This window comes from Amycolatopsis sp. NPDC048633, assembly GCF_040650695.1.
Classification (GTDB): domain Bacteria; phylum Actinomycetota; class Actinomycetes; order Mycobacteriales; family Pseudonocardiaceae; genus Amycolatopsis.
The window spans coordinates 98,893-111,648 of record NZ_JBEZHS010000008.1; the positions used below are offsets into that span (position 1 = coordinate 98,893).

13 protein-coding genes are annotated in these 12,756 nt (G+C 69.5%); 3 read left to right on the plus strand and 10 right to left on the minus strand.

Translation table 11 applies throughout. The features are described 5' to 3' along the window. Positions 1-3: 3 nt before the first annotated feature. The 8 genes from AB0C38_RS17360 to AB0C38_RS17395 all read right to left on the minus strand — a co-directional run bounded on the left by AB0C38_RS17360 (position 4) and on the right by AB0C38_RS17395 (position 7,426). Positions 4-1,029, minus strand: a complete 1,026-nt coding sequence (locus AB0C38_RS17360) for an NAD(P)-dependent alcohol dehydrogenase (protein ID WP_360673655.1) — start codon at positions 1,027-1,029, stop codon at positions 4-6. Then, entirely contained in the window at positions 1,026-1,742 is a 717-nt protein-coding gene (locus tag AB0C38_RS17365) for an iron-sulfur cluster assembly protein (RefSeq protein ID WP_360673658.1), read from the minus strand. Before AB0C38_RS17365 ends, AB0C38_RS17360 begins: the two co-directional genes overlap by 4 nt. Further along, positions 1,739-2,776, minus strand: coding sequence for an amidohydrolase family protein (locus AB0C38_RS17370; RefSeq protein WP_360673661.1), 1,038 nt, complete (start codon positions 2,774-2,776; stop codon positions 1,739-1,741). The genes AB0C38_RS17365 and AB0C38_RS17370 overlap by 4 nt, the downstream gene beginning before the upstream one ends. Before the next feature lie 42 nt (positions 2,777-2,818). Beyond that, entirely contained in the window at positions 2,819-3,190 is a 372-nt protein-coding gene (mimD, locus tag AB0C38_RS17375; protein ID WP_360673664.1) for a propane 2-monooxygenase effector subunit MimD, read from the minus strand. Then, positions 3,187-4,356: a toluene hydroxylase gene (locus AB0C38_RS17380; protein WP_360673667.1), complete on the minus strand. Its 1,170-nt coding sequence runs from the start codon at positions 4,354-4,356 to the stop codon at positions 3,187-3,189. Before AB0C38_RS17380 ends, mimD begins: the two co-directional genes overlap by 4 nt. 5 nt (positions 4,357-4,361) lie before the next feature. Continuing rightward, the gene (locus AB0C38_RS17385; protein ID WP_360673670.1) at positions 4,362-5,399 is read right to left on the minus strand and encodes a 2Fe-2S iron-sulfur cluster binding domain-containing protein; all 1,038 of its coding nucleotides are present in this window, start codon (positions 5,397-5,399) and stop codon (positions 4,362-4,364) included. A 19-nt stretch (positions 5,400-5,418) separates the two neighbouring features. Further along, on the minus strand, positions 5,419-7,071 hold the full coding sequence (locus AB0C38_RS17390) for a methane monooxygenase (RefSeq protein ID WP_360673673.1): 1,653 nt from the start codon (positions 7,069-7,071) through the stop codon (positions 5,419-5,421). A 106-nt stretch (positions 7,072-7,177) separates the two neighbouring features. Beyond that, positions 7,178-7,426 (minus strand): hypothetical protein, encoded by a 249-nt coding sequence (locus AB0C38_RS17395; RefSeq protein WP_360673676.1) that lies wholly within the window; start codon positions 7,424-7,426, stop codon positions 7,178-7,180. A 167-nt stretch (positions 7,427-7,593) separates the two neighbouring features. Here AB0C38_RS17395 and AB0C38_RS17400 point away from each other — a divergent pair, with 167 nt between their 5' ends. Beyond that, positions 7,594-9,399 carry a helix-turn-helix domain-containing protein gene (locus tag AB0C38_RS17400; RefSeq protein ID WP_360673679.1) on the plus strand — a complete coding sequence of 602 codons (1,806 nt, stop codon included), beginning with the start codon at positions 7,594-7,596 and terminating at the stop codon, positions 9,397-9,399. A gap of 80 nt (positions 9,400-9,479) precedes the next feature. On the opposite strand, the gene AB0C38_RS17405 is transcribed toward AB0C38_RS17400, so the two are convergent. After that, positions 9,480-10,634, minus strand: coding sequence for an FAD-dependent monooxygenase (locus AB0C38_RS17405; protein WP_360673682.1), 1,155 nt, complete (start codon positions 10,632-10,634; stop codon positions 9,480-9,482). A gap of 93 nt (positions 10,635-10,727) precedes the next feature. On the opposite strand from AB0C38_RS17405, the gene AB0C38_RS17410 reads away from it, so the two are divergent. Further along, positions 10,728-11,291: a TetR family transcriptional regulator gene (locus AB0C38_RS17410; protein ID WP_360673685.1), complete on the plus strand. Its 564-nt coding sequence runs from the start codon at positions 10,728-10,730 to the stop codon at positions 11,289-11,291. Positions 11,292-11,345: 54 nt separating this feature from the next. Here the strand turns inward: AB0C38_RS17410 and AB0C38_RS17415 are convergent, their stop codons facing one another. Continuing rightward, positions 11,346-12,050, minus strand: a complete 705-nt coding sequence (locus tag AB0C38_RS17415; protein WP_360673688.1) for a DUF4142 domain-containing protein — start codon at positions 12,048-12,050, stop codon at positions 11,346-11,348. A 216-nt stretch (positions 12,051-12,266) separates the two neighbouring features. Here AB0C38_RS17415 and AB0C38_RS17420 point away from each other — a divergent pair, with 216 nt between their 5' ends. Then, positions 12,267-12,743, plus strand: coding sequence for a MarR family transcriptional regulator (locus tag AB0C38_RS17420; RefSeq protein WP_360673691.1), 477 nt, complete (start codon positions 12,267-12,269; stop codon positions 12,741-12,743). Positions 12,744-12,756: the final 13 nt, after the last annotated feature.

Consider the following 12,756-nt stretch of genomic DNA (forward strand, 5'->3'; position numbering starts at 1 on the left):
CTCCTAGGGGGTGAGGATGGCCCGACCGCGCACGCGCCCGGCATCGAGGTCGGCCAGTGCGTCGAGAGCCGCGTCCAGCGGGTACTTCTTCGTGTGGAGGGTGACCTTGCCGGCCTGGGCGAGCACCATCAGCTCCGCCAGGTCGTTGTACGTGCCGACCAGGTTGCCGATGACGCTGCGCTCGGTCGAGATGATGTCGATGGTCGGGATGTCGATGTTGCTGCCGTAGCCGATGACGAAGTGCGACCCGGCGCGCCGGGTCATCGCGAACGCGTCCTGCTGGGCACCCTGCTCGGCGACGAAGTCGAGCACGACCTCCGCACCGTTGCCGCCGGTCAGGTCGAGCACGGCGTCGACCTGCTTGCCGTCGCCCAGTACCGTCTCGTCGGCGCCCAGGTCGGCCGCCAGTTTCAGCGCGTCGGCGTTGCGGTCGACCACGATCACGCGGGTCGCGGTCAGCGCCTTCAGCGACTGGATGCCGATGTGCCCGAGGCCGCCGGCGCCGTTGACGACGCAGGTGGTGCCCGGGTACAGCAGCGGGACGGCCTTGCGCACCGCGTGGTAGGCGGTGATGCCCGCGTCGGCCAGCGCGGCGACATCACTGGGCTGGGTCGCCGGGTCGAGCTTGATGCACGCCCGCGCCGACGTCAGCAGGTACTCGGCCATCCCGCCGTCGCTGTCGATGCCCGGGAAGCTCCCGTTCGGGCAGTGCATGTCGTCGCCCGCGCGGCAGGCGTGGCACAGCCCGCACGTCGGCGTCGGGTGCAGGATGACCGTGTCGCCGACCTCCACATTGGACACCGCGGGACCGACTTCGTGCACCCAGCCCGCGTTCTCGTGCCCGATCGTGTAAGGCAGCGCGACGCCGGACTTCTCGGCCCACTGCTCTTCGATGATGTGCAGGTCGGTGCGGCACACGCCGGCGCCGCCGATCTTGACCACGACGTCGAAGGGCCCGGTGGCGCGCGGCTCCGGCACTTCTTCGATCACCGGTTGCTGGTGGTACTCCTGCAGCCGCACGGCCTTCATCCCGTGCCCTCCTCATCCGAAGTCAGCGAGTACCGCGCGCGCAACATGCCGCGGCACACGCCCGAGTTGGCCTCCATGCTGGTGCGGGTGAGCCGCGCGAACGCCAGGTGCCGTTTCGCGTCGGCCGGGGCCACCGCTTGCCCGGTGGCCGGGTCGAGCAGCAACGGGTCGCCGTCGTCGGCGGGCAGGCCGAGCTCACGACGGCGCGCCCGCAGCCGCTCGACATCCGGCCCGGGCGGGACCTCGCCGAGCGTCAGCGACGCCGGGTCGAGGCCGGTCCCGGACAGCGTCCGGCAGACGCGGTCGGTGCCGGCCAGCACGGCCTTGCGCACGAAGTCGTAGCGCAGCGTGTCGAGCTCGTCGACGGCCTCGCCTTCGAACGACGCGACGAAGCCCTGTCGCGCCGCCACCCCGCGGTTGATGACGTCGGAGGCGAAGTGGTCGTCGAGCCGGATGTCGAGCCCGGTCAGGCCCGGCACCCCGGCGACGGCGTCGTAGGCGTCCGCGACCATCAGGAACGCGAAGTTGGGCGCGCAGAAGTAGGTCGGCAGCCGCAGCCGGATGACGGCGTGGCCCGCTGCGCTCACCTCGCAGCGGGCCACGAAACCCAGGTCGGTGAGGGGTTCGTCCAGTTCGGGATCCCGGACGGTGCCCAGGGCCGACCACACTTCCGCGTGGCCGGCCCGGACACCCCGTTCGTCCAGTGCCGTCATGAGTTCGGCACGCCGACGGGCTCGACGTTCTCCGGGTCCTTGATCCGCAGCTCCTCCGGCACGTCGATGTCGTACAGCCGGGCGGCGTTCAGACCGAGGATCTTCCGCTTCTGGTCGACGGTCAGCGGCGCGAAGTCGGACAGCTCGTCGTCACCCGGCATGTTCCAGTCGACGAAGCCCTCGATCTGCCACTTGGGCTCCCAGATCGCGTAGTCCGCGCCGAAGATCAGCTTGTCCTCGCCGATCCAGAACATCAGCTCGCCCATGACCTTCGCGAAGAACTTCGGCCGGGCGTGCATCAGGCCGCCGATGACCACGGCGAGACCCGCGTAGACGTTCCGCTCCTGGGTGGCCATGAAGCAGAAGTCCTCGATGCGCGGCAGGCCGACGTGCTCGACGATGAAGTTGAGGCCCTGGAAGTTCGTCGCCACGTGGTCCACATCGGACACGTCGAAGGCGTCCTTGTCCAGCGGCCAGATCGTCGGGCCCTTGTGGATGTGGACGTTCTTGATGCCCAGTTCTTCACACTTCTCGAGGTACTTCGCCGCTTCCGGGTCCTTGAGGCTCCAGCCGCGGGAGTCGCCGCGCCACTCGGCCGTGTAGAGCTTGACGCCCTTGCAGCCGTACTTCTTGACCCGTTCCTCGAACGCCTTCATGCCCTCGTCGCCTTCACGCGGGTCGAAGGTGGTGTTCACGAGGAACTTGCCGGGGTGCTTCGCGGCCAGCGCGCCGTCGGCCTCGGTGGTGTTGAACCCGTTCTTGTACCACTGCCGCAGGTTCGTCGGCTGGAAGATGGCCGTGTCGACGTGCCCGACCTCGAACAGGTCGTGCATCATCAGTTCCTCGGAGTACTTCTGGAACCGGTCGATCGGCCAGTGCGTCTCCTTCGGGCCGAGGCCCTGGTAGGCGTGGAAGCACTCGATCCAGCCCTTGGCGTACTCCTCCTGCCCCTTCACCCAGTTGTCCGGGCTGGCGTCCCAGAAGTGGGTGTGGGCGTCCACCACGAAGTACTTTTCGCCGTCTTTTTCGTACATCGGTGATCCTTCCTGAGCGGATCGAGTGCTTCCTTGCTGTGTTTACTTGATGACCTTGAGGTCGAAATCGAGGTATTCGGCCGCGTCCTCGGGGTTGGCGAACATGATCGTGCGGTCGTCTTCGTGGATCATCCGCCCGTAGTGGGTGGACATGCTCTCCTCGAACTCGGCCGCGTTGAACCAGCCCTCTTCCTCGCCGGCGGCTTCGTCGACCTCGGCGTAGACCAGGTCGGTCCGGCCCTGCGCGTCGACGCGGATCATCGACGGCAGCGGCGTCACGGTCACGTTGTCCTTGGCGGACATGACTTCCGCGATGATCGCGCCGACCTGGTTGTTCATCAGGGTGAAGCCGCACATGTTCGAGGCCGTGTTGTTGACCTTGTACGGACTTTCCGACGTCTTGAAGACAGTCACTGGCCCAGCTCCTCCGGTGCTTTGAGACCCAATTCGGACAGGATTCCGGCGAACCGGCTCTTCGCCCGGTCGAGACCGTCCTCGAACCGGATGGGCTTCGCGTCGGGCTGCGACCACAGCGGCTGCAGGGCGCGGGCGGCGGCGATGCTCTTCGGCACCCACTCCTCGAGCCACTTCTGCAGCAGCGCCTGGTTGTGCCCGGCGAACTCCTTGTCGTTGATCAGCAGGTGGAACATCGCCTTCGTGTAGCGAAGGTCGCGCTCGGAGAAGTCGAACTCCTCGGCACCGATCAGCGTCGGGGTGACGAAGTCGCCGTTCGCGGGCGCGGCCTGCTGCACCAGGTTGCTGCGGAACAGTTCGCCGACGAGGGGTTCGAAGACGATGTTCGCGGCGAAGATCGCCTCGCACCAGTCCCAGATCCCGGTCAGCTGCTCGGCGGTCTCCCGCACGCCCTGCCAGGCCGGGTCCTCGGCCCAGGTCGAGAGGTGCGCGCTGCCGTCGAAGCCGTCGACCTCTTCGGTCAGTGTCAGGTTGTACAGCGCCAGGTCCTGCGCCGCGCGGATCCGGTGCATGCTGTTCACCGAGATCGCGTTGTTGTGCATGTTGGTCGGTGCGCGCCGGTTGGCGTTGGCGTACAGGTACAGGCCGAGGCCGTGGTCGACGTGCATCCAGGCACCGACGTGCTTGGCGACGAACTCGACCCAGTTGGGGTTCCACTGCTCGAACGCCTTGGCCTGGCGGGCCGCGTCGATGTTCTGGTTGAGCTGGCGCACGACGTTCGCGTTGTACCGGTAGAGGGTGAGCTCCCACTCCTCGTTGGGGTCGCGGAACTCGTGCCAGCCGTGCGCCGGCCAGTCGTAGCCCTTGCCGCCGGAGCCGGGGAAGCGCTCGGGCACCGGCCGGTCGGACCCCCACGCCTTCAGCGCGGTCCAGTCCAGCGGGTAGCCGCCCTTGCCGTCGGCGAAGGCGTAGAGCCAGCCCTGGGACAGGTAGTGCCGCGGGTCGGGCTGGACCTCGACGGTGACGTCTTCGTAGTGGCTCTGCTTGCGCTTGGCCGGGGTGAAGTAGTTGTACCGGCGGGCGTCGGAGTCCGGGAAGACCTTGGCGCCCGCTTCGGCGTCGGTGAACGTCGGCTTGGGCACGCTGCGTTCGGAGGTGGCTGTCATGGGTTTTACCCTTCGCCCGTGGTGGTGAACTTGTCGTAGAAGACGCGCTTGTCGGCGACGCCGAGCGCGGGCAGCAGTTCCAGCGCTGCCTCGACCATCGGCGGCGGCCCGCAGACGTAGGCGTCGGCCCCTTTCAGGTCGAGGCCGGCCCGGCGCAGGACGTCGGTGACGAAGCCGGTCTCGCCGTCCCAGTCGTCGTCACCCGGCTCGGAAAGCGCTGGTACGTAACGGAAGTTCGGCAGCTTTTCCTGCAGCTCCCGCAGTTCGGCGTCGAAGCAGAGGTCGTGGCGGCGGCGGGCGCCGTAGTAGTAGGTCGCCTTCCGCTCGATGCCGCGCTCCGCCATGGTCCGCAGCAGCGAGAGGATGGGCGCCATCCCGGCCCCGCCGCCGACGAAGACCAGTTCCGCGCTCGGGTTGTCCCGCAGGGTGAACACCCCGAACGGGCCGTTGATCCGGAGCTGGTCGCCGACCGCGACATCGGTGTCCAGGAACCGGGAGAACAGCCCGTCGGGGTAGATCTTGATGACGAACTCGAGCAGGCCGTCCCGGGCCGAGGTGTTGGCCATGGAGAACGACCGGGACTCCTCGGTGTCCGGGATCGCGAAGTCCATGTACTGGCCCGGGAAGAACTTCAGCGACTGGTCCGGATCCGTCAGCTTGACGACGAGGTGGCGCAGGTCGTGCGTGACGTTGTCGTTCGAGACGACCTCGACCGTGACCTCCTGGATCGGCAGCCCCGACTGGATCATCTCTTCGTCGTAGTTGAGCAGCTCGATCGTCAGGTCTTCGTAGGCGTGGGCCCGGCAGAGCAGCGTGAAACCCTCCTCCTTTTCGTAGTCGGGGAGCGCGAAGGTCGAATAGCGGTCGTGTTCGACGTCTTCGCCGTCGAGGATGAACGACTTGCAGGCCGCGCACTGCCCTTCCTTGCAGCCGTGCATGAGCATGACGCCCTGCTCGGCGGCGGCGCGCAGGATCGTCTGGTCCTCGGCGACGTCGATCTCGATCCCGACCGGTTCGAACCGGACGCGGTGCTTCTCTGCCATGCCGGGCCTCTCCTCGCCGTCAGGCCTGCTGCGGCGCCGGCCGGCCGGCCGGGCCCTGGCGGTTGTAGTCGGCCACGAACGCGGCGCGCTCGGCGTCGGACATCTGGTTCAGCAGCACGTTCGGCGACTGCACCTCGGGCATCCGGCGCAGGTGGTCGAGCGTCCACATCTTCTTCGGGTCGAGGTTCAGGTGCGGCTGCGCGACCATCGTCTTGCCGTCGTCGCGCACGAAGCCCATGTCGGAGACGACGTCGGCCCAGTTCCAGCCGTGGTAGAGCGTCTCCCACTCGCGGGCGCCGACCAGCTGGCCCATGTTCGGGGTGTTGCGGCCCTGGTAGGTGGGCCGGAACGCCTCGGCGTCGGTCCAGCGGCACGTCTCCGAGCAGTACGTGCGGTGCTGGCCGTCGACCTCGTCGACCACCATGTCCTCGCGGATGAGGCACGGCACCATGCAGGTCCAGCAGCGGTGCGGGTACACGTAGTCGACGTCCTCGGCGACGATCGGGTGGTGCCCGTTCGGCGTCGCGAGCCGGCTGTAGTTCTCCCACCACTTGCCGTACTTGTCGTACCACCCGGGGTACTTGTACTCGAACCACTCGAAGTCTTCGTCGGTCATCGGGTCGATGCGCCAGTAGTTGGCGAGCCACCCGGTGGCGAAGAACTGCGCGACCTCGTGCACGTAGCCCTTGTTCCAGATCCGGTTCCACGCCTCTTCGATGAGGTCGTGCGGGATGACGAGCCCGTACTTCTCGAGCGGGACGAGGTAGCTGCGGTAGTAGTCGTCGTAGATCCAGCGGCGCCACATCTCCGCGTAGCTCTCGCGGTCCTTGCGGCGGTCCTTCGTGCCGTACTCGATGAACGTGCCGATCGCGGCGTCGACGACCGCGTGGTTGTTCCACCACGCGTACCGCAGGTCGCGTTCGAGCAGCTGGTGGTTGCCCTCGTCCGACAACGCCATCAGCAGGGTCGCGTAGCCGTTGCTGATGTGGCGGGACTCGTCGGACTGCACCGAGTGGAACACCGTCGGCAGCAGGTAGTCGCCGTTGGCGGCGGCTTCCGCGGGCATGGCGACGAACAGCGTGTTGGTGAACGCCGTCTCCGCCACGATGGTCAGGTAGATGCTCGCCGCGGTGATCGCGTCACCGGTGATGAAGCCTTCGGCGAACTGGCGGCCGATGGTGCCGCAGTAGTCGTTCTGGAAGTTGCGCAGGCTCGAGTTGAAGCCCGCCGGGTCGATGTAGTTCTGCATGTACAGGCGCTTGAGGTTCTGCTGGATCGTCGAGTGCCGGACCTCGTCGATCATCTGGATCGCCTGGCCGTTGTGCAGCTCCGGGTTCGGGACCGTGCGGAACAGCAGCGGCATCGCCCGCGCGGCGGAGATCTCCGGCAGCGGGATGATCGACAGGAACAGCTTCTGCCACTCCAGCCAGCGTTCCTGCACCTGCCGGAACATGTTGCCGCGGATCGCGCCGTCCTCGGCGCCGTAGACCCGGTGGTCCTTTTCTTCCTGCATCGGGAAGTAGGAGCGGAGGACCTGCTTCAGCGGGTCCTTCTTCTTGGCCTTCTGGAAGGTGTAGTCGGTCCCGTAGTGCGAAACCGGGGTGTGGTACGCCGGCTCCCACGACAGTTCCTGGATCTTCTGGTGGGCTTTCGCCACACTCTGGCGACTCATGGATCACTCCTTGTCCGTCGCTCGCCGTCGGGGCGGACGTCGTGCGTCCACCATTCAAGGGGCGCCCGTGCGTGACGCGGGTCTCAATCTGAGACAGAACCGCTGCTCAGGGCGTTTCGTCCGCGCCGAGCATCCGCGCGCGCAGCTCGGCGAGCTCGCTGTGGACGCTCGTTCGCACGCGCGCGTCCCCTTCGACCGTCGGGGTGATCCCGAGCGCGCGCAGCAGCGCCGCGGCCGGTTCGCCGGGATGCCCCTCCCCGCCGAACACCGGGTGCAGCCCCTGTTCGGCCAGATGCGTGAAAACCAGGTTGACGATCGTCCACGGGTTGTACGTCTCCGCGCCCTCGGCGGCCATCGGCTCTCCTCCTGGTCAGCGGTCTCTTCCGGGTCCATCGGACCGCCGCCCGCGCCGCCCGGGCGTCTCAATTTGAGACACCGCTGCGGCGCAACCGGCTCTAGGCTGGACGGGCGGCACAACGGGTGTGCCCGTACCCACGTGGGCCGCGGGAAAATGGAGGTCACGTGGACGAGATCGCGCCCGGAACCCTGCTCGCCGACGACGAGCTCGCCCGCACCCGGGTGCGTTTCCTGACCGCCGAACCGGTGCCGCCCGGGACCGTCCGGCAGACGATCCTGGCGTCCTGGCGGCGCTCGCAGGAGTTCCAGGTCCAGGCGGAGCGGATCGACCCGCACTTCCTCGGCGACCAGAACCTCGACATCCCGCTGATGCGCGGCGCCGAACCGGTGCTCCACCAGCTGAGCGAGCAGTTCGACGGCCAGCCGATCAGCCTCATCCTCACCGACGCCAACGGCGTGGTGCTCACCCAGCGGACCGGCGACGCCGACCTGCGCCGGCACCTGGAGCGCGTCGAGCTCGTGCCCGGGTTCAGCTACGGCGAGCAGTCCGTCGGGACCAACGGCATCGGCACCGCGCTCGAGGACGGCCGCGCGACCACGGTGTTCGGCCACGAGCACTACGCCGAGCACCTGGAGAACCTCGCGTGCGCGGGCGTGCCGATCCACCACCCGATCTCCGGCAAGAAGATCGGCGCCGTCGACCTCACCTGCTGGTACAAGGACGCCGGCGGCCTGCTCATCGCGCTGGCCCGCTCGACGGCCGAGCAGATCCGGCAGGCGCTGCTGCGGCACAGCGACCTGCGGGAGATGATCCTCTTCCAGGCCTACCTGCAGACCTGCCGCCGGTGGACCGGCATCGTGCTGGCCTTCAACGACGACATCGTGATGATGAACGACCGGGCCCGGCAGCTGCTCGACCCGGCCGACCAGTCGGTGCTGCTGAGCCACGCCACCGAGGCCCTGACCGGCGGGCGCCGGACGTCGGCGACGCTCGCGCTGTCCAGCGGACTGCGCGTGCGCGTGTTCTGCCGCCGCGTCCCGGGCCAGCGGGAGACCGACACCGCGGGCGGCGTGCTGTCGGTAAAGCTGATCGAGGCCGACGATGCCCTCGCGGTGCCGTCGACCCCGATGCTGCCGATGTACCTGCCCGGCGTGGTCGGGTCGGCACCGCTGTGGCTGCGCTGCGGGCACGAGCTCGACACCGGTCACCAGCGCGGCGAGTGGGTCGCGCTGGAGGGCGAGGCGGGCACCGGCAAGCTGACCCTGGCGAAGGGCCTGCACCAGCGGCACCACCCGGCGGCCCGGCTGCTGACCGTCGACGCGGGCGTCACGACCGGCACCGACTGGGCGGCCGAGCTGCTGCGCGAGCACGCCGACGCCCCGATCCGCACGCTGGTGATCCGCCACGCCGACCGGCTGGCGACGCCGGCGGCGAACGCGCTGGCGACGACGTTGCGGGAGCTGCGCGAGCGGGCCGACGCGCCGTGGGTCGTGGTCACGCTCGTGCCGGAGGCCGAGACGAAGCCGGCGCTGGCCGAGCTGCTGAAGTCGTTCCCGCGGACGGTGCGGGTGCCGCCGCTGCGTCACCACGTCGAGGACCTGGCCGAGCTGGTCCCGCTGGTGCTGAGCAAGCTCGGCTACGGCGGTCGGCTCACGTGCTCGGCGGCGGCGCTGCACCTGCTGATGCGGGCGGAGTGGCCGGGCAACACCGGCCAGCTCTACCAGGTGCTGCGGAAGGTGGCCCAGCGCCGCCGGGCGGGGACCATCCGCCCGAGCGACCTCCCGGCCGAGTTCCACACCGTCGCGCGGCGGCCGCTGAACCGGTTCGAGTCGATCGAGCGGGACGCCATCGTGCGCTGCCTCGAAGACGCCGACGGCAACAAGGTCCGGGCCGCGAAGCTGCTGGGCATCTCCCGGGCGACGATCTACCGCAAGATCCACGAGTACGGCATCGTCCCGCCGACCCGCTGACCCCGGCTACGCGCCGCGAATGACTCATTCGCGGCGTCCGAGGTCGCGAATGACTCATTCGCGACCTCCGGGGCGGGCAGTCAGCGGGCGTTCAGCTCCGCCAGCTGGTAGGCCAGCTTCTCCCGCATCGGCGGCAGCGAGAACACCGTCTTCAGCACGGTGTTGCGCAGCAGCCGCGCCGGGCGGGGGCGCAGCGTCGCCATCCGCGTCATCCGGTCGGTGAACGCCACCACCTCCGTCGCGATCGGGCGGCGGGTCGTCTCGTAGGTGTCCAGCAGCGCGTCCGGCTCGCCGGCGGCCACCCGGGCCAGCAGGCGGCCGAGCGCGACCGCGTCCTGGATGCCGGTGTTCATGCCCTGGCCGCCGGCCGGGCTGTGCACGTGGGCCGCGTCGCCGGCGATGAGGATCCGGCCCGCGCGGTAGCGGTCGGCCACCCGGTGGTGCACCCGGAACCGCGAGCTCCACACGACCTCGGTGACGCGCGACCGCGCGCCCTCCGGGCCCCGCGCGTCCACGATGGCCTGGATGTCGGCGACCCCGGGGCGTTCGGGGGCCTCGGCGACCGTCGCGACCACCCGGTAGTGGTCGTCGCTCCCGGGCAGCGGTGCCACCACGGTCACACCCTCCGGCGACAAGTGCAGGCTGACCTCTTCGCGGTCCAGCGGCCAGCTCATCCGGACGTCGGCCAGCACGAACGACTCGCCGTAGGTGGCGCCGGTGAACCCGATGCCGGCCTGCTCGCGCACGGTGCTGTGCATGCCGTCGGCCCCGACCAGGTACTTCGCGCGGACGGTGCCACCGGTCGTGGTGACCGTGACGCCCGTGTCGTCGCCGGCGACGGCGGTGACCTCGTACGGGCGGTGCACGTCGCCGCCCACCTCGCGCAAGCGAGTCAGCAGCAGGGCTTCGGTCCGGTCCTGGGGCACCATCAGCGTGTACGGGTAGGCGGTGGGCAGCCCGCCGAAGGGCACCCGGGCGAGCGTCGTCGCGCCGTCGCGGACGGTGAACGTCGGGACGATGACGCCCAGCTCCTTCAGCCGCGCGGTGACCCCGAGCTCGGCCAGCACCTCCAGGGTCCGCGCGTGCACCACGCAGGCCCGGGAGGTGTTCGCGCCCTCGGCCTGGCGGTCGAGCAGCACGAAGTCGACGCCGGCTTCGGCGAGGACGATCGCGGTGGCCAGGCCGGCGGGGCCGGCTCCCGCGATCAGGACGTCGGTGCGGGTGGGCAGGGTCATGACGGGCCTCCGAGTCTTGCCAACAACTGTTGGCATCCACGTTAAGCACGCCGGGTCTAGCTTGTCAACACCTGTTGGCCTACACTTGTTGGCATGACTGAGTCACCGCGCCGATCCGACGCCACCCGGGCGACCATCCTGGACGCCGCGCGCCGCCGGTTCGCCGCCGACGGCTTCCGTCGCGCGACGATCCGCTCGATCGCCGCCGACGCGGACATCGACCCTTCGATGGTGATGCGCTACTACGGCAGCAAGGACGGCCTGTTCGCGGCGGCCGTGGACGTCGAGCTGGACCTGCCGGACCTGGCCACGGCCGACCCCGGCACCGTCGGCGAGCTGCTGACCCGGCAGTTCCTGGTGCTGTGGGAGCAGCCGCCGACCGACGAGATCCTGCTGACACTGCTGCGGTCGGCGGTCGCCGACGACGCCGTGGTGGAGAAGATGCGGCAGGTGTTCGCCGGCCAGGTCACCCCCGCGGTCCTGCGGTTCGGCGACCCGGCCGACGCCCCGCGCCGCGCGGGTCTGGTGGTGAGCCAGCTACTCGGCCTGGCACTGACGCGGTACGTCCTGCGCCTGCCCCCGGTGGTCGCGCTGACCTCGGCGGAGGTCGTCGCCGAAGTCGGCCCGACCGTCCAGCGCTACCTGTCGGGGAGCTGAAGCCACACTTTGCGGCGGGGCCCCGAACGAGCCGCCGGCACTCCCCGGCGGGACTCACTTCGGCGGGTTCACCGCCGCGGCGACGTCGGCGATCGTCTGCGGGTCGACCAGCCCGGTGTCCTCCAGGACGTTCATGTGGTCGAGGACCGTCTGGTTCGCCTGCGTCGCGTGCCGGCGGATGACGTCGTTCTGAGTACCGGCACGGACTTCCGCGATGGTCGCGAAGATCTTGCCGTGCGACGCGCGCAGCAGGTTCACGAACAGCTTGTCGAACTCGAGCCCCTGCGCGGCGGTCAGCTGGCGGACCCAGCCCTGCTGCTCGGCGCTGGCCTGGTCCGGCAGCGTCACGCCGAGCATCTTCGCGTCCTCGCGGACGAGCTGGTCGAGGTGCGAGTGCCCGTCCAGCAGGTGCAGCCCGGCGCGCTTCACCGCGTCGCTGCTGGCGTGGGACTGCGCGAGGTCGCCGGCGGGCATCTCCCAGAGGCCCGCCTGCCGGACCTTGACCAGGAACGTCTTGTCGAGCTCGGTGACCGGCCCGGCGTTGGCCACGTTCGCGGACGCCTCCGCGGCCGAGCCCATCTGCATGCCTCCCATGTCGTGCCCGTACGCCGGGACCTGCGCCTGCGTCGACCCGGGAGCAGTCTGGGCGCTGGCTTTCAGCACCATGACCGAGCCCACGGCGACCACAGCGAGAGTGGCCACGACGACCAGCACGGTCCGAGCCCTGGCCTTGGCCGTCATGCCACGGTGATCCGGCATCGTTCCTCCTTATGGCGACAAGTGCCTGTACGGGGTACTACGGCTCCCGCAGCGGAGGGGTTCAAGCGGATCCGGATTATTTTTCTTGCGTGCCAACGGTTTCCCACAGTCCACTGTGGAGACACCAGGAACCGCGGCCGATCCGGCCGGACGGCCCGGCGAGCGCCGGGGTGACCCATCTTGACCGATGCTCTTGCGGATGGCAAGTATTGCTTCATGCAAACCCTCGAAGACGCGGCCCCGGGCGCCGACCCCGACGTGGTGGCCCTGGACGGCCTGACCCTGGTCCTGGTCGGGATCGCGTGGGAGTGCGCGCACGCGGCGCCGCCCGAGGTCACCTTCCCCCAGACGCGCCTGCTGCTCATCCTCGACCGCCTCGGCCGCGTGCCGAGCTCGCGCCTGGCGACGGCGATGGACGTCAACGCGTCGTCGGTGACGCGGCTGGCCGACCGGCTGGAGGCGCTCGGCTACGTGGCCCGCGGCCGCGACCCGCGCAACCGGAGCGTGGTGACCCTGGAGGTCACCCCGACCGGCCACGACCTGGTGGCGCGGATCCTCGACCGGCGGCACGCGGCGCTGGGCGCGCTGCTGGACCGGCTGCCGGCGGCGCAGCGGAAGACCGCGGCGGCGGCGGCCCGGCGGCTCGTGACCGCGGCCGCCACCATCCCGGCACTCGGCCCGGCCCCGCTGTGAGTGCCATCCTGGA